The organism is Psychrobacter sp. TWP2-1-2 (assembly GCF_049896785.1).
GTDB lineage: Bacteria > Pseudomonadota > Gammaproteobacteria > Pseudomonadales > Moraxellaceae > Psychrobacter.
In genome coordinates, this window is the sequence record NZ_JAFCVA010000004.1 from 12,716 (window position 1) to 29,590 (window position 16,875).

Consider the following 16,875-nt stretch of genomic DNA (forward strand, 5'->3'; position numbering starts at 1 on the left):
CTAAATAATCTTCTCAAATTTTAAGCATAAAAAAGCCACTGTCTACAGTGGCTTTTTTAATGAGTATTACTTTTATCATAAAGATTTAGCATTAATGGCGATACGAAATTCAATACTGCTATCAATGCTACTATTCAAAGTGATACGGAACAATTTAATGGCGGAAATGACGTATACCAGTGAATACCATCGCGATGCCATGCTCATTTGCCGCAGCAATGGTTTCATCATCACGCATAGACCCACCTGGCTGGATAATAGCAGTAATACCGACTTGGGCAGCGTTATCGATGCCATCACGGAAAGGGAAGAAGGCATCTGATGCCATAACAGCACCTTCAGTAGCCAATCCAGCGTGCTCAGCTTTGATAGCAGCGATACGCGCTGAGTTGACACGGCTCATTTGACCTGCACCAACACCGATAGTACGCTGACCTTTGGCATAAACAATTGCATTAGATTTGACGTATTTTGCTACATTCCAGCTGAATAATAGATCGGCGATTTGCGCTTCCGTTGGTTGTACATCAGTGACAATCTTTAAGTCATTGGCTGTAATCAAACCAAGATCTTGCTCTTGTACTAGCAGGCCACCGTTGACGCGCTTGTAGTCAAGCTGACTATCGCGTTGATCTGGCGCTGGCAGTTCGCCGCACACCAATACACGGACATTTTTCTTAGCAGCTGTCGCTTCAAGCACACCATCTTCGATGCTTGGTGCAATAATAACTTCTACAAACTGATTGTCGATAATGGCTTTAGCAGCTGCTAACGTCAATGGGCGGTTAAAAGCAATGATGCCGCCAAAAGAAGACTCAGGATCAGTACTGAAGGCAGTGTTATACGCGGTTACTTGATCGTTATCCACAGCGACACCGCAAGGGTTGGCATGCTTAACGATAACGCAAGCAGGCGTACTAAAGGCTTTTACACACTCAAGGGCTGCATCAGTGTCAGCGATGTTGTTATAAGACAGCGCCTTACCTTGCAGTTGCTTAGCAGTCGCTATAGAGGCCTGTTGGCTTTTTAGCGGATGGTTTTCCGTATAAAAAGCGGCGTTTTGATGTGGGTTTTCGCCGTATCGTAGATCCTGTGCTTTTTCGAGCTGCACATTAAAGGTACGTGAGAAATTCTCAGGTTGCTGGCTTTCATTGACACGGCTACCTAAGAAATTGGCAATCATTCCGTCGTACTGTGCAGTATGCTCAAAAGCCTTAACCGCTAAGTCATAGCGCAAAGCAGGTGTCAGCTCGGTGCCATCACCTAAAGCGGCAAGTATGCGCTCATAATCTGCTGGATCAGTCACGATACCCACATGAGCGTGGTTTTTCGCCGCAGAACGCACCATCGTAGGACCACCGATGTCGATGTTTTCGATAGCATCGTTCATGGTGACATCCGCACGAGCAATGGTTTCAGCAAACGGATATAAATTCACGACAACCAAATCAATACGCTCAATCGCGTGCTCACTCATGACGGCATCGTCTGTACCACGGCGTCCTAAGATGCCACCATGAATTTTAGGATGTAGCGTTTTGACACGGCCATCCATCATTTCAGGAAAACCCGTGTAATCGGATACTTCGGTCACAGCGACATTGTTTTCTGTGAGTAAACGATAAGTACCGCCAGTAGACAGTAAGCCAAAGCCTGACTTAATAAGGCCTTGTGCAAATTCAACGATATTGGATTTATCAGAGACTGACAATAGAGCAAGTGGGGTTGTACTCATAAGAAAATTTCCATAAAAAAAGCCTGACGTAAACGTCTGGCAAGGTGACAATGACAATTGTTGCAGACAATATCATGGTGGATAGCGTCAATAACGTTAAATTGCCATACATAATGATTGGTAATAAAGATAGAGAAATGCATATAGCAGATGCTACATTAAGTCATAAGTTTTGAGTTTTTTGCGTAAAGTGCCACGATTCAGACCTAAGATTTGTGCACACTTGGTTTGATTGCCTCGAGTTTTTTCAAGGACAACCGATAATAGTGGCTCTTCAATTTGTTTTAAAATAAGCTCATACAAGTCGGTCGGCATCTCATCACCTAGCATCGCAAAGTACTGTCGTACCACACGCTCCACATGTACGCGCAGTGGTTCATGACGCTGGCTCGCATCGCTGTCTAATGAGGAGTCAACATGACGAGTTGAATGATGGTTAGCTGTACTATAATCGGCAGGATGCTCAGAGCTTGTGGCAAAATGATTGGCATTATGCTGTGCATGAGGTGCCATAAGATAATGTCCTTGGGATTGGAAAGAGTCAAACCATAAGATATCAGGGTATTATATCAAATTAATATCGTTTAGCGCTGACAGATTAACCTTATATTGGCAGCAGTATGACTAGGGTATATGCTTACTATTATAACATTGCCACAAAATATAACTGGCTGGGTCGCACTTGCATCACTACTGAACTTGCGATCTGCCTACGTTTTTCTGAGGGCTGAAGTTTTAAGAGACGAGGTTGTTTATAGATAGACAGTATTTTGTTGGTAATTATCCATTCAATACAGAGGACTTATAGTCACTTCTCGAATTTGTCTATTAGCAACAGGGATGGTAAATAATATGTTTCGACTACTGTCAGCCGCTAATTGGCTTTGTTTGCTTAAGAGATAATCAGCTGGCGTGGCGATGAATTCTCCAATCATATCATTTGCACCGTATACGCTGACTTTAATATTCGGATACAGCTGTGCTTTGGCACTTTGATTGTTTAATGTGGCACTGACATCGCTGGACTTTCCATCCATCTTAATCTTACTCGATTTATGATTAAGGTTGGTAATCGTAAATGCTGTTAGATCGGCACTAGGTAAACTACAGGCAGCGACTGCACATACTGATTGTAAGCGCTCTGCATGCACTGGGTTTTTCATCAAGGTTTCTAGATTGAAAATGACGTATTGAGCAAAAAGTAGCAGTGCTAATACTAAGCATCCTAGTGTCCATAGTAAGGATGCGATAGAACGTCTCTGCGGCGTAGGTGTAAACTTTGCTTGTGCTTTTCTCACACGCTCTTCGGCGGTTGGTGCTTCATCTTTCAGTGGTACACCCATATCGAGCAACAGTTGTGATAAATCGGTATCGTCTTGTCGAACCTCTTCGCTTTTATTTTGTTCTTTTAGGAGTTTTTCGAGCCAAGAATTATCCGCAGTATCATCCACATTGGCATGAATATCATTAGCGGCTGCTGAACTGAGCGCCATTTGTGCCGATGAGGAATTTTCTGTTGTAGCATCAGATGATACTTTCGCTGATGACCCGTTGTTTTTATCTGTTTTTTTAGAGAGGTTACTTGTTGGTTGGTTGTCTGCTGTAGAAGTATAACTGCTATTGTTCATATTGCTTGCTTGAGTCAGCCAAGCATCCATACTATCTAGAGAATCATACTCTAAAACACTTTCTTCTGGTTCATCGCTATCCATATCATCATAGATTAAGCCGTCATGAATCAAATCGTCCCCAATTAAAGTATCAGATGAAATATTTTTTAAATGTGGAGGAGTGAGTGGTGACTTAGCAGCGCCTGCTGCATGTTGATTTTTATTATGATTGTCAGCGGTTTGTGCAGAATGTCCGTTTGAATCGGCTAGCGTATTGGTGTCAGTCGTTGTATTTTTTTGAATAGCGGAAGTACTGACAGCATCGGCAGTGAGGATAAGATGTTTATTGACCAAAAAACTCTGTTGGCATTGATCACAGCTAACAGTGGCCTTTACTTTATTCAACTGTGTTTGCTGTATTTTAAAGCAAGCTTGGCAATGAGGGCACTGAGTTTTTATGGGCGTGGTCATAGGGTCGAATCCAAAAAATTATGGTTATCAATACCGCTTAGCCACTCGCTAATAGTTGCCTATAGTGCTAATACTGCCGTTTGTATCAGCTTTAAATATTAGCTTTAAATGTCCATAAATCATGAATAAGGACAGAGTGGCGTCAAATGCATGACATTTGACTGCCCTCTATCGTAACAGATGTAATTAAATGTTGCTAGCCTGTAAATGTACCAGATAAACGCTGCCAATGTTGGTCTTCTTGCGCTGTAAAAGCATGCTTTGCATCAAGCGCAAAATAAGGTTGATAAGCCGCTGTTACCTGTTCGGTTTGTGACTCTATTAGACCAGCCAATACAATGCGACCTTTTGGTGCGATTAAAGTGGCGAAGTAAGGCGCTAAGCCAATAAGCGGCTTGGCTAGAATGTTTGCAACGATTACGTCTACAGGTAATACATCGTTTTGTGCGCAGTAGTCAGTGAAGTCTTCTGGCAAAAACGCTTGCAGGCGATCCCCAACGTGATTGCGTGCGGCATTTTGATTGGTTGCCAGCACTGCCTGTGGGTCGATATCGACGGCATACACGTGGCGTGCACCTAATAACAAAGCAGCAATGCCTAAAATACCTGAACCGCAACCATAATCAATCACCACTTTGTCTTTTAGATCTTGTTCTGTTAACCAGTCAAGACATAAGCGGGTAGTGGCATGATAGCCTGTACCAAAGGCTAGGCCAGGGTCCATAATAATGTTAGTCGCCTCAGGATTGGGCGGCGTCAGCCAGTTGGGTACAATCCATAAATTATTGGCACATTCGATAGGATGGTAATTGCTCATCCATTCGCGCTCCCAGTCTTTATCATCTACAGCCGTGAGCCAGATACGAGTGGCTTGCACTTGTGCTGCGATTTCATGACTGAGCTGCTCGACTGCCTGACGACTGCCAGCATCGGTGGTCGCATCAAATAGCCCTGTCAAGATAACTTCATCCCATAGCGGTGATTCACCAGGTAATGGCTCAAATAAAGGCTGGTCACCTGCGTCGTCTAAGGCAATGGATAATGCACCTGCTTCTAGGAGCAGTGCCTCAGCCAAATCGACGTTTGCTTTTTCACATTGTAAATGTAGTTGTTGCCATGCCATAACGATAACCTTAATTAAAAATAAATGTCTATTTTGGATAAATGATACGTGTGCAGAATATAAAAAGTGAATAGAGACCAAGTAATAAACTTGGTCTCTATTCACTTCGGTATGTCTTGATATTAGCGTAAGGCTTGCTTCGCTTCACTGATGACGCGAGCGTTGCCTTGGGCTTGTCCTGATTGCAAAATAATTTGCCACAGCGCACGGCGACGACTGGTATCTTGAGAAACACTCAGACCACGGCGTGCCATGGCTTCTGCCTTGCGCGGCTGGTTCTTTTTTAATGCCACTTGTGCCAAATAGAAATACACCGCAGAAGATTTAGGTGCTAGGCGCTGAGCACGGGTAAAGCTGTTTTCAGCATTGGTCAGTTTGCCAGCTTTTAGTTGACTGATACCTGCTTGCATCAAATTGCGAAATGCTGGCAAGTTACTATTATTAGTGGTAGCTTGCTGTGTCCGTTGCTGCGAGTTTTTTCTTGCCTGTTCTAGCAATTCGTTGTGTGACGGTGCTGACGGCTCAGAGATGATGTAGTCATCACGTGAAGGGATGATAATAACTGGATCAGGTTGGGTCAACACAGGATTAGATGGTGTAAATACAGGCGTCTCTTGAGTCAACGGATTGGTTGCTTCGGCTGGCTCATAGGGAGTATAAGGCTCAATGGGGTAATCATCCTCGTCCTCTGTTCTGACAATGGGCGCTTGCGTCACAGTCGCTATGGGGGCTTTAGCTGTTTGCGATGATGGCAGCGTTTGAGTCGGTACCGTTTTTATTGCGGTAGATGCAGTCGGCGCAGTCTGGCAAGCGCTCAAACTCAACATGCCAGCTAGAGCACTGACTGCCAGCATCTTATTGGCTGGCTTGACTTTGATAGACCGCGTTATGACGGCTGACCTAGCTGACACAGTTTGCTTGAGAGATAACATTAAGTTGAGACCTTTTTTAAGTTTCACAAATAACTTTAGAACCATTCAACGGCACGATCATACCAAGTATCGGCACGACTTTCTGCATCATTACCATTTGACCCATCACTGTTTTCTTGGTTGTCGCTATCAACAGCTTCGCCATTTGGAATCTCTAAACCTTCACTACGGCGCTGCTGGTTTTGTTCACGAGCACGATCTTGCTGATATAAGCCGACAGCGCAACTGCTGGCTTCTTCTGGTAAATATGCCGACAGGACAGGCAGATACCGTGCATCTGCACAGCGCTCATTAGACAGCTTGCCTGAGTTGTTTTCAAGCCACAACCATTCAATACCTTCAGGCTCTGGTAGTGCCACAGGCGTCAGCATCAAGCGATTCATATAGTCAACCCAAACTGGCAATGCGCCAGTACCGCCGCTTAAACCAATTGGCTTGTTATCATCACGGCCAACCCAAACCACACTGACATAGTTACCACTGTAACCTGCAAACCAAGCATCGCGGTAATCATTTGTGGTACCTGTTTTGCCAGCAAGATTTAGATTGCTACCAAGTGATTGCACGCGTTTGGCAGTACCGTTTTTGACCACATCTTGTAAAGCATAGTTAATTAAGAAATTGGTTTCAGGCGGAATACTACGCTGAGTGTTGAGTCCAGTACGTTGTAAAATACGACCACGGTCATCAATGACGGTGCGAATACTATGAATAGGCGTACGGAAGCCGCCAGTTGCAAAGACTTGATAGACACCAAGCATGTCCATTGGGCTAAGATTAACAGAACCTAACAATGCTGACGGGTAGGGTGGTATTTTTTCTTTAATACCCATGCGCTGTAACTGCTTGGCAAAGGTATCGACCCCAAACTCCATACCTAAGCGTACCGCTGCTTGGTTATAAGACTTTGATAAAGCGGTGGTAAATGGCACATAACCATGGTCACGATTGTCATAGTTCTTGGGGTTCCATTTAGTACCATCGCTTAGATTCACGGTAATCGGTGAGTCATCGACTGAGCTTGCAAGATTATAGCGTCCACTTTCAAGTGCTGTCATATAAATAATAGGCTTCAATAACGAACCCACTTGGCGCTTGGCATCGACCGCACGGTTAAAGCCGGTAAATTCACTGCCACTGCCCACCACAGAGACCAGCTCACCAGTCTCAGGATTGGCACTCACTAGAGCACCTTGCAAGTCTTTGGTTTTGCTACTATTACGACGCAGCTCACCCAATTTTCTATCAACTGCTTTGTCTGCGGCTAATTGTGCAATAGGGTCCAAAGTACTGATAATGATAAGACCTTCATTTTTGAGGTCATCAGAATAGTACACGGTATTCAGCTCGCGCTTGACGATATCCAAAAAGTCAGGGAATTGACTTTTGCCTTCGACAGGTTTGTCCACGACACCAAGTGGCTGCTTTAGCGCTTTCTCATAGTCTTCTTGACTGAGTGAGCCAACGGCCAGCATGTTGCCCAGCACGACGTCACGGCGTGCTTTTGAATCGTTTGGATGGCGACGTGGGTTGTAGATACTCGGGCCTTTTGCCATACCGACTAGCAGGGCTTGCTGATCCAAGCGCAGCTCATTCAGTGGTTTATCAAAGTAAAACTGTGATGCCAAGCCAAAACCATTAATAGAGCGGTTGCCGTTTTGACCCAAATAAATCTCATTGAGGTACGTTTGTAGAATTTCATCTTTGCTATAATGTAGCTCGAGCAATACTGCCATTAACGCTTCGTTGGCTTTGCGCTTCAGCGTACGGTCTGAATTGAGATAGAAGTTTTTAATCAGTTGCTGAGTGATGGTCGAGCCGCCTTGTCTAGAGCCACCAGAGAAGTTGTTCAGTACGGCACGTGCAATGCCTCGTATAGAGACGCCTTTGTGCTCATAAAACGCACGGTCTTCCGTGGCTATTAACGCATCAATGAGTGGTTGTGGCACTTCATCTAACGAGACGACCAAACGATCTTCATTACTGTCAGGATAAATACCACCGATACTCACCGGCTCTAAGCGAATGATGCCGCTTTTGGCAGGCAAAGTGCTTTGTACGGACTCAATCTTGTTACCAGTAATAGTCATTTTTATGACTTGCTCTTTATCCACATCGTTGGCGCTATAAGTAAAACCGCGAGTATGAATAAAGTAGGTATTACCTGATCTATGATAGGTTCCCGTGCGATCATAAGCTTTGTTGCTTTGATAGTTCAGCAACTCCAGCCATGTCTTCATCGTATCTTTGTCGACACTCGCGCCTTGATACAATTCAAGCGGCTGCGAATACACTTTAGCAGGGATATCCCAGCGCTTACCCTCAAACTTATGAGTAATGGTGCGATCAAGTTTGATTAAATATAGCGCCAAGAGCACCATGCCAGCAATAATGACAATTAAGATAAGACTACTAAATACCAACCCACGCTGCTGTGAAGGGAGCGTGTGGTTAACAGATTTAGAGGACTGTGTTAACTTGGTATTTGGTAACTTGGAATTGGATGTTTGCACTGATGTCGCACCATTTTGGTATAAAAAACTGCCTCATAATGACGCAAATTGACAAATTTTTCAATCTATCATCGTCAACGCAGGCATTCATTGATTTTAAGCTGTGCGTGGTTATGCTCTTCACAGCACTTGCTTATAGTATAATCTCTGTTAAAACACGGTCATTGCTAACAAAGCATTAAAAGCTTTAGAGTGGCAGTATCATTGTTATATAAGTGTCATATTAGCTTCATGTAACCATGTAACCATGTAACCATGTAACCATGTCACATAGCCATGCACGATAGCAGTTTAGAGACGCACCAACGATGTGTTTTTTATGAATTAACCGCTACTGTTATTGTTTTGTTTTTTGTGAGCCGTGCTGAGAGTTATTTAAAATAGCTGTTTTAGATAGGTCTTCTGCATAGGCGTTGAGTCTCGTTAATGATAGTAAGTTTACTTAAAGCGAATAAGGTTCGAGCAAACCTGTCTAAAGGAAGTAAGCGCGATTATGTCCAATGTCCCATCATCAATGGCATCGACCACCAGCCAGCATTATGAAGATAACTCTATCATCGAAGGTTTAGTACTGCCACTCGCAGGTCACTGTTTCCATTGCGGTGATCCTGTACCGCAGCCGCCGTTCCATGCCAAGATATTGGGTAAGCCGCGTGAGATGTGCTGTATGGGCTGTCAGTTAGCCTCTCAAAGCATCGTAGAGGCAGGGCTTGAGCAGTATTATCTGGACCGCTCAGAGATTAATCGTACGGCAAGTCTACCGACGCAGTTGACTCGCCTTGAGGCGTATGACCATGACGAGATCAAATCACAATTCGTCTATGCTCAAGACGGACTGTCGGTTGCAGAGCTGTCCGTCAATAACCTACGCTGCGCGGCATGTACTTGGCTAATTGAGTCGCGTCTCGATGAGTTAGATGGCATCAGTAAATGTCAGGTGAATTTGACCAATCAGCGTATGCGAGTGATATGGAACGAGGATAAGCTGCCTATCAGCCGTATTCTAGCGGTGATTAATGAAATAGGCTATGAAGCCAAGCCTTATCGTCAAGATACGCATGAGGCGATGCTGGCGCGTCATAACAACCAAATGCTCATAAGATTGGGCATTGCCGCGTTGGGCTCGATGCAAGCGATGATGTATGCCGTTGCCATCTATTTTGGTGAATACAGCGATATGCTAATATTTCAGCGTGATTTTTTGCGCTGGGTATCTTTATTTGTCAGTACGCCCGTTTTCTTCTATGCGGGTATCCCGTTCTTTACCTCAGCGTGGTCGGCAATTCGTGCCCGTCAAGTTAATATGGATGTACCCGTCAGTATCGCGCTGATTGTGACTTTTTTCGCGAGCCTATATGCGACCATCACTGGGCAAGGGGAAACCTATTACGATTCGGTCAGTATGTTTATTTTCTTTTTACTGGCAGGGCGTTACATTGAACATAATGCCCGCCTAAAAGCCGCCACCATGGCCAATGACTTGGTCGTGGTTGAGCCAGTACTGGTACAAAAAATTGCGGAAGATAAAGAAGCCGCCGAGCTTATATTACAGCAGTTAAAGAAAAATGAGATCGAGAAAACAGCTGAAAATGAAGACGTGAGTAATCAAGTCAGTAATTTGGATACAAATGAGGCAAGCCCATCAGCCAATCCAACGCCTAATTTTATGCAAAGCATGGATGCCAATGTTCATCAGCTCACATCAAAAATTGCACAAGACTGGCAACGCACGCGTACTCAAAAATCAGCCATATCAACAACAGCAGGTGAGGCAAAAGAAAAACAAATGGTCACCGCCCATAGTTTGCAAGTGGGTGATATCATTTTAGTTGAGGCTGGCTCTGAAATCATCAGCGATGGTATTTTGCTGAGTCAGACTGCTACCGTGTCGCAAAGCCTATTGACGGGTGAGGGCGACTTGATTATCAAGAGCCAAGGTGACTATATCGTTGGCGGTGCACAAAATGACAGCCAACCGTTTGAGATGCTGGTCACAGCATTGCCAGCAGACAGTCAAATGGGCTTGATTGATCGGCTGATGAACCGTGCCATGAGTGAAAAGCCCAAACTGGCACAGCAAGCCGATAAGCTGGCACGATGGTTTGTTGCGCGTATTTTAGTATTGTCTGTCTTGGTATTCATTGGCTGGTATATCGTTGACCCAAGCCAAGCGATTTGGGCTACGGTCGCGGTATTGGTCGCGACTTGCCCTTGTGCACTGTCTTTAGCGACGCCAATTGCGCTGACGGTCGCGACCAATCGACTGGCAAGCTATGGCTTTTTGACGACGCGTGGACATACGCTACAAACGCTCGCTGAAATCACTCATGTCGCCTTTGATAAAACAGGTACTCTCACTTATGGTAAGCCAAATTTATTAAATATTGAGCTGCTTAAAGACAATGATATTGCAACGGCTACAGACGAGCAAAAAGATAGGCTATTAGCAATCGCCGCCGCCTTAGAAGTAGGGAGCCGTCATCCGATTGCTCATGCACTATTGACTGCTGCCTACCAGTTGCACTTGCCATCGACGCAGGCCTTACAGCATTATCCAGCAGGCGGTGTCGAGGCAATGATTGATGGCGTATTATATCGAATTGGTCATGTGGATTTTGCGTTAAACGATGCTGATAATGATATGGTCATTGATTTAGTATCACAGCGCGCCAGCTCAGCGGTGGTTTTATCTTGTCAACAAAATGACTCGGTCACTTGGCAAGCGCTGGCATGCTTCTATTTCAATGATAAGGTGCGTGATAGTGCCAAAGCCATGCTCGATACGCTTAAAGAGTTGGGTATTGAAACAGTTATGTTGACTGGTGACCCAAGCCCGCAAGCGCTGGTATTGGCTGAAAGTTTAGGAATGCATTCTGCTTACAATGGTCTATCGCCAACAGACAAGGTTACTCACATTCAAAAACTACAGGCGGAAGGTGGCGTAGTGTTGATGGTGGGAGATGGTATCAACGATGCGCCAGTGCTAGCAGCAGCAGATGTCTCGACTTCTATTGCGGGGGCGGCAGATTTGGCACAAGTATCGAGTGACAGTATTATCTTAAATGGTCAAATCGACGCTATAACTGCTGCCAAACGTATCTCTGATAAAGCGGAACGTATTATCAAACAAAACTTCCGCTGGGCACTGATTTATAATGGCAGTGTGCTAATACCAGCGGCGTTAGGCTATGTGCCACCTTGGTTAGCTGCTATTGGTATGTCATTAAGCTCATTGTTTGTGGTCTTAAATGCGCTGCGCTTAAAACGCGCTTGATACCCATTCAAAAAAACGATTAGCTGCGTCAAACTTAATTAGCCTACTAATGTAGTACTGAGACTCATCTTCCTTGCTGCTCACATTTTTCCAGATAGTATGTCTATCATAAATATTTAACTTTACCCATAAAAAAACCGCCTTAGCTATTCATATAGTTAAAGGCGGTTTTTTTACCAAACTACAAGTAGATTTAGAGAGCAGTTAGTCTTGTAGGTAGCTAAGCAAACGCATAAATTCAATGTACATCCATACGAGCGTGGCAAGAATACCAATACTAAATAACCATTCGTAATCTTCTGATACGCCCATTGCCACACCGCGATCGATATTATCAAAGTCTAGTAAAAGCGTAAAAGAGGCGATGATAATCACAAATAAGCTAAAGCCGATAGCGATAGCGCCACCTTCAAATAAGAACGGTAAGCTTGAGCCAAACGCTAAAGAAAGTACCCATTGCGCCACATAAACCAGCATAATTGCAATCAATGCTGAAGTCACAATTGAGCGGAACTTTTCAGTCACTTTGACCAGACCTGAGCGATATAGCCCTAGCATAACGGCTGCCGTCACAAAAGTGGCACACATAGCGGTCACTGGTACACTCGGATACATCCGCATAAAGAACAGCGAGATGCCACCTAAAAATATGCCTTCTAACAGTGCATAAGGCACCGCAAAGGTTTTGGCCTTATGTGGTTTAAAAGTGATAAAAAGCGCGAGACCAAAAGCGGCAAACATACTGCCGAAGGCAGCCATCGTAATAAAGCCTTGCGACAAACCTGCCATAAGGGCATAAAAGAAAAAGCCCACACCAGTGATCGCAGATAATCCAAGTAATAGACTGGTCTTTTGAATCACGCCCTTGACCGTCATTGGCTTACCGCCGATCGCAAGTTCTGCGCGACTGACAATAGGATTGGCCATAAAGTTGTCCTTAATAAAATATAAATAATAGTGATGCTAGCTACTTTAGCAAAACCGCCATTATTGTCAACTGTGTTTACGTGACAGCCATCAAGGCTTCACGACCTTATAGAGCTATATATTAGTTGATGTATTTTGGCGTATTGCCTAGCTAAACAAACACGTTTAAGAGTAACGTGCGATGGCTTTTATATGGGGTTGATTACGACAGTTAACAACGATAATTTATAAACATGCTAGTCTAAACGCTCGTTTATCGCTATCATTGGCGAGTACTTTACCGTTATGCCGAGTCGTTTTATGGAAAACTCAGCGCAATCCGCAAGATTGCCGCACTTACATGAATCAGAGCTGTTCCACGCTATCAAAAACCCTGCTTTTAGGCGTATTGGGCTTATGGGCCGCGCTGGTAAACGCAGTGTCACTCAAAGCTTGGTGCAAATTGCCCAGACTATCAATGAGATGAATCTCACATTGATTATGGATGTGCAGACGGCGAACTTGCCTACTTTGAACCTTACTGAGATCGAAAAAGTCAAAATCGTTAAGCGTAGTCTAATCGGCGAGATTTGCGATTTGGTCATCGTTGTTGGCGGTGATGGCTCGATATTGCACGCGGCTGAAGCGTTGGCACGCTACCGTGTGCCTGTACTTGGCGTCAACCGTGGTCGGCTTGGTTTTTTGGCGGATGTAAAACCTGATGAAGCGGCGTTTAAATTGCGCCAAGTATTGATGGGTGATTATCAGTTGGATCATCGTTTTCTATTGACGATGGAGATACGAGAAGGGCGCACTATCCTTCATGAAGATATGGCGCTCAATGATATCGTATTGCATGCGGGAAAATCGGTTCATATGATTGATTTTCAGATGAAAATCGATGGTCAAGATGTCTACCGTCAGCATAGTGATGGTTTGATTGCAGCAACGCCTACCGGTTCAACGGCCTATGCACTCTCTGGCGGCGGCCCCATCATCCATCCTAGTATGGATGCTATCTGTTTGGTGCCCATGCATCCCCATACGCTGTCTAGCAGACCGATTGTGGTGAGCGGTAATAGCGAAGTTTGCATTCGCATTCACGAAGACAATCGCACTCAGCCGATGGTCAGTGCCGACGGCAAGCCAAGCGTGCCACTTGAGCAAGAGCAACGGCTCTATATTCGTAAGCATCCAGATAAGCTTACTTTATTGCACCCGCCAGGGTTTGATTTTTATGAAGCTTGTCGCACCAAATTGCACTGGAACGTCCATGCTGAGGAATTCAGTCTTGACGTGGATGATGATATTATGGACGATGAATAAGTGTCTCTTTTATATAAAAACGTTATAAAAAATAGTGTTGGAGAGTAGATAGGATGGACAAGCAAACGATATTAGCAAGTTTAACGCCAGAAGTGGTGGATAAGTTCCGCATGGCGATTGAGCTGGGTAAGTGGCCTGATGGTCGTAAGCTGACCGCTGAGCAGCGCGAGACCTGTATGCAAGCGGTGATGGTGTGGGAGCACGAGCATCTACCACCTGCTGAGCGCACAGGCTATATTCATAAGCCAGTCAAAGACGATGGCTCTATTGTCGGGGCAGAATGTGATGTCGAGCACGAGCATCATTATCCAAACATGCCTAATCCGAAAGGCGCAGTCCAACCCGTCAAGTTTCGTGATAAATAGGCTGGTGGCTAAGTTTTATGATAAAAAATGAAGCACATAAAAAAGGCCACGCTAATCAGCGTGGCCTTTTCTTATTTAATAACTTTTTAAAGCGCCGTCGTATCAACACTAGGGCGAACCGTTAATGGGTTTTTTTGCATCAAAAACCCTTGCCAGCCCCAATGTAAAAAATTGCGGATATTGGCATGGTCAGTACCGTTAGGAGTTGCTTGAACTTTGGCATAATGCTCGCCAAACAGTTTTAGCGTATCCAATTGATTTAGACCATGGTGCTTGGCAAAGCCAAAAATTTTCGCACTACCTTCATTTTCACCAGCTGCATTGTGTACCATACCGTTCACAAACGGGGCAGGTGCGTAGCGATAAAAATCATCAATAAAACTGATGACATCATTGAATCCAATGGCTTTTTTATCCAAACCATTAAGTAGAGCCGATACGTCTGATTGGCGGATACTCATAAATAAATGACCTCAGAGCAGATTAAAAAAGTGAAAGTATGTAACTTAGCGATTGAAATAGTCTTCGTCATCAAATGAAGGCGCAAAATTGCCCTGCTCAAGATGTTGCATTTGCGACTGTACAGAACGCTCATGCTGAATACGTTGGTAAATCTCTTCGCGGTGTACGGCAATATCTTTCGGTGCATTGACACCGATACGTACTTGATTGCCTTTGACACCTAGGACAGTCACACTGACCTCATCACCAATCATTAGCGTTTCGCCCACGCGGCGTGTCAAAATTAACATGCGTCACACTCCTTATGTCGCATCAACAAATTATTACTCATCAGATTACTTCTCAATTGCAGGACATTACCGCAGCCCTAGAAAGACAATGTATCAATGAAAATCACAATGCTTACTGTTGTGCCAATAGCGGTAATGATAGGTAGATTCATTTAGCCCAAATGAAAGCCCCATTATAGGGGGCATAACAGAGACTGTCACGGGTTTTCACAAAACTATTGGGTAAATAGTTACCCTAGCAATAATAAAAAATAAAAATAGGATCTAAAAAGACCCTATTTAATTTAATACATTGTTGAAAGTAATTGATACTGACTTAATGCATAACTGTTGATGCTAAGTCGATTATTTTAAGCGTTTTAAAATAAGTTATAGCCCAGCGATTTTACTTTCGCCATCTTCACGATCCAGACCAAATGCGGTATGTAGTGATTTAACGGCTTTTTCTAAATACTGTTCTTGGATAAGGACAGACACTTTGATTTCGCTGGTTGATATCATTTGAATATTGATATTGTTTTCAGCAAGGGTTTGGAACATGAGGCTCGCAACACCAGCATGAGAGCGCATACCGACGCCAACTAAAGAGACTTTAACGACTTCATCATTAGCCAATATCTCTTTAGCACCGATCTCATCTTTGACTTCATTTTCCAGTACTTTCATGGTTTTGTCCATGTCAGTACGGTTGACAGTAAAAGTAAAGTCGGTGGTGCCGTTGGTAGAGAGGTTTTGCACGATCATATCAATTTCAATATTGGCACGACCAATCGGGCTTAGGATAGCAGAGGCAATACCAGGATGATCAGGTACACCGCGCACGACTATTTTTGCTTCGTCTCGATTAAAAGCGATACCTGAGATGATTGCCTGTTCCATATTGTCTCCTTCGTCTATCGTAATTAAGGTGCCGACATTGTCTTGAAATTCTTGGTCGAAGCTACCATCGTTGTTTTCATCAAAGCTAGATAATACGCGCAGTGGTACACCATATTTACCCGCGAATTCTACCGAACGAATCTGTAAAATCTTAGAGCCAAGACTTGCCATCTCTAGCATTTCTTCAAAGGTAATTTTTTCAAGTTTTTTGGCTTTTGAGGTCACACGAGGGTCAGTGGTATAAACGCCATCAACATCGGTATAAATCTGACATTCATCAGCACCCAAGGCAGCAGCAATAGCGACACCTGTGGTATCAGAGCCGCCGCGCCCTAATGTGGTCGCGTTGCCTTCGTCATCAATACCTTGAAAGCCTGCGACGATGACGACATTGCCTGCATCGAGTTGCTCACGGATATTTCTGTCATCGATACTTTCGATACGGGCTTTATTGTGCGCATTATCGGTTTTAATCGCGACTTGACGACCAGTAAATGAACGAGCGCCTACACCAAGCTCTTTAATCGCCATCGCAAGCAATGAAATCGATACTTGCTCACCGGTTGAGACCATTTGGTCGTATTCACGGGGATCAGGCTGAGTGCTAATTTGGCGTGCTAGATCAATCAAACGGTTGGTTTCGCCGCTCATAGCAGAGACGACAACAACTATTTGATGACCGTTGTCATGCCAGCGTTTGACTCGTTTGGCGACGTTTTTGATGCGGTCGATACTGCCCATCGAGGTGCCGCCGTATTTCTGTACTATTAACGCCATAAAAATCTACCTATTATTCATTAATGGCCTTTTATTATCATCAATGAGAGCCAATATGCGGATGTGACGCTCAATCAATGCTTGTATAGATAAAGCCGTATTATAAGAATTGCGCCCATGCTTTTCGTTTATGTATTCAGTAGTGCTGACTAGGTAATGCATGCACGATGCATATAAACGTTGACCTTTATATCATATCTACGTCACAACGT

12 protein-coding genes and 1 pseudogene are annotated in these 16,875 nt (G+C 44.2%); 3 read left to right on the forward strand and 10 right to left on the reverse strand.

Annotated elements, in window-relative coordinates; translation table 11 throughout:
* Positions 1 to 154 precede the first annotated feature (154 nt).
* The 6 genes from purH to mrcB form a co-directional block, all read right to left on the reverse strand.
* Positions 155 to 1,735, reverse strand: a complete 1,581-nt coding sequence (purH, locus tag ACP7AE_RS04995) for a bifunctional phosphoribosylaminoimidazolecarboxamide formyltransferase/IMP cyclohydrolase (RefSeq protein ID WP_426241716.1) — start codon at positions 1,733 to 1,735, stop codon at positions 155 to 157.
* A 153-nt stretch (positions 1,736 to 1,888) separates the two neighbouring features.
* Positions 1,889 to 2,248 carry a DNA-binding transcriptional regulator Fis gene (gene fis / locus ACP7AE_RS05000; protein ID WP_201538869.1) on the reverse strand — a complete coding sequence of 120 codons (360 nt, stop codon included), beginning with the start codon at positions 2,246 to 2,248 and terminating at the stop codon, positions 1,889 to 1,891.
* 275 nt (positions 2,249 to 2,523) lie between these two features.
* Positions 2,524 to 3,816 (reverse strand): DUF3426 domain-containing protein, encoded by a 1,293-nt coding sequence (locus ACP7AE_RS05005; RefSeq protein ID WP_426241718.1) that lies wholly within the window; start codon positions 3,814 to 3,816, stop codon positions 2,524 to 2,526.
* Positions 3,817 to 4,012: 196 nt separating this feature from the next.
* Positions 4,013 to 4,939 (reverse strand): 50S ribosomal protein L11 methyltransferase, encoded by a 927-nt coding sequence (gene prmA, locus ACP7AE_RS05010; RefSeq protein WP_201501574.1) that lies wholly within the window; start codon positions 4,937 to 4,939, stop codon positions 4,013 to 4,015.
* 122 nt (positions 4,940 to 5,061) lie between these two features.
* Complete coding sequence (locus ACP7AE_RS05015) at positions 5,062 to 5,850, reverse strand: tetratricopeptide repeat protein (protein WP_426241720.1); 789 nt, start codon at positions 5,848 to 5,850, stop codon at positions 5,062 to 5,064.
* Between the two features lie 56 nt (positions 5,851 to 5,906).
* A complete protein-coding gene (gene mrcB, locus ACP7AE_RS05020) occupies positions 5,907 to 8,384 on the reverse strand; it encodes a penicillin-binding protein 1B (RefSeq protein ID WP_201538873.1) in 2,478 nt (825 codons plus the stop codon).
* A 493-nt stretch (positions 8,385 to 8,877) separates the two neighbouring features.
* On the opposite strand from mrcB, the gene ACP7AE_RS05025 reads away from it, so the two are divergent.
* The gene (locus ACP7AE_RS05025; RefSeq protein WP_426241722.1) at positions 8,878 to 11,658 is read left to right on the forward strand and encodes a heavy metal translocating P-type ATPase; all 2,781 of its coding nucleotides are present in this window, start codon (positions 8,878 to 8,880) and stop codon (positions 11,656 to 11,658) included.
* Positions 11,659 to 11,862: 204 nt separating this feature from the next.
* On the opposite strand, the gene ACP7AE_RS05030 is transcribed toward ACP7AE_RS05025, so the two are convergent.
* Complete coding sequence (locus ACP7AE_RS05030; RefSeq protein ID WP_045445091.1) at positions 11,863 to 12,585, reverse strand: Bax inhibitor-1/YccA family protein; 723 nt, start codon at positions 12,583 to 12,585, stop codon at positions 11,863 to 11,865.
* Positions 12,586 to 12,885: 300 nt separating this feature from the next.
* Here ACP7AE_RS05030 and ACP7AE_RS05035 point away from each other — a divergent pair, with 300 nt between their 5' ends.
* Both ACP7AE_RS05035 and ACP7AE_RS05040 read left to right on the forward strand, forming a co-directional pair.
* Complete coding sequence (locus ACP7AE_RS05035) at positions 12,886 to 13,890, forward strand: NAD(+) kinase (RefSeq protein ID WP_227676233.1); 1,005 nt, start codon at positions 12,886 to 12,888, stop codon at positions 13,888 to 13,890.
* Positions 13,891 to 13,943: 53 nt separating this feature from the next.
* The gene (locus tag ACP7AE_RS05040) at positions 13,944 to 14,255 is read left to right on the forward strand and encodes a YeaC family protein (RefSeq protein ID WP_045451872.1); all 312 of its coding nucleotides are present in this window, start codon (positions 13,944 to 13,946) and stop codon (positions 14,253 to 14,255) included.
* A gap of 86 nt (positions 14,256 to 14,341) precedes the next feature.
* Here ACP7AE_RS05040 and ACP7AE_RS05045 read toward each other — a convergent pair whose 3' ends face one another.
* From ACP7AE_RS05045 to ACP7AE_RS05055, 3 genes and pseudogenes are all read right to left on the reverse strand, one after another.
* Complete coding sequence (locus ACP7AE_RS05045; RefSeq protein WP_045445094.1) at positions 14,342 to 14,716, reverse strand: HopJ type III effector protein; 375 nt, start codon at positions 14,714 to 14,716, stop codon at positions 14,342 to 14,344.
* A gap of 123 nt (positions 14,717 to 14,839) precedes the next feature.
* A pseudogene (gene csrA / locus ACP7AE_RS05050) lies at positions 14,840 to 15,007 on the reverse strand (carbon storage regulator CsrA); the annotation flags it as partial.
* 369 nt (positions 15,008 to 15,376) lie between these two features.
* Positions 15,377 to 16,663 (reverse strand): aspartate kinase, encoded by a 1,287-nt coding sequence (locus tag ACP7AE_RS05055; RefSeq protein WP_201605288.1) that lies wholly within the window; start codon positions 16,661 to 16,663, stop codon positions 15,377 to 15,379.
* Positions 16,664 to 16,875 lie beyond the last annotated feature (212 nt).

Bases quoted from the DNA above. Each gene is read 5' to 3' on its own strand.
- purH (WP_426241716.1), bottom strand. From the start codon at position 1,735: ATGAGTACAACCCCACTTGCTCTATTGTCAGTCTCTGATAAATCCAAT.
- fis (WP_201538869.1), bottom strand. From the start codon at position 2,248: ATGGCACCTCATGCACAGCATAATGCCAATCATTTTGCCACAAGCTCT.
- ACP7AE_RS05005 (WP_426241718.1), bottom strand. From the start codon at position 3,816: ATGACCACGCCCATAAAAACTCAGTGCCCTCATTGCCAAGCTTGCTTT.
- prmA (WP_201501574.1), bottom strand. From the start codon at position 4,939: ATGGCATGGCAACAACTACATTTACAATGTGAAAAAGCAAACGTCGAT.
- ACP7AE_RS05025 (WP_426241722.1), top strand. From the start codon at position 8,878: ATGTCCAATGTCCCATCATCAATGGCATCGACCACCAGCCAGCATTAT.
- ACP7AE_RS05030 (WP_045445091.1), bottom strand. From the start codon at position 12,585: ATGGCCAATCCTATTGTCAGTCGCGCAGAACTTGCGATCGGCGGTAAG.
- ACP7AE_RS05035 (WP_227676233.1), top strand. From the start codon at position 12,886: ATGGAAAACTCAGCGCAATCCGCAAGATTGCCGCACTTACATGAATCA.
- ACP7AE_RS05040 (WP_045451872.1), top strand. From the start codon at position 13,944: ATGGACAAGCAAACGATATTAGCAAGTTTAACGCCAGAAGTGGTGGAT.
- ACP7AE_RS05045 (WP_045445094.1), bottom strand. From the start codon at position 14,716: ATGAGTATCCGCCAATCAGACGTATCGGCTCTACTTAATGGTTTGGAT.
- ACP7AE_RS05055 (WP_201605288.1), bottom strand. From the start codon at position 16,663: ATGGCGTTAATAGTACAGAAATACGGCGGCACCTCGATGGGCAGTATC.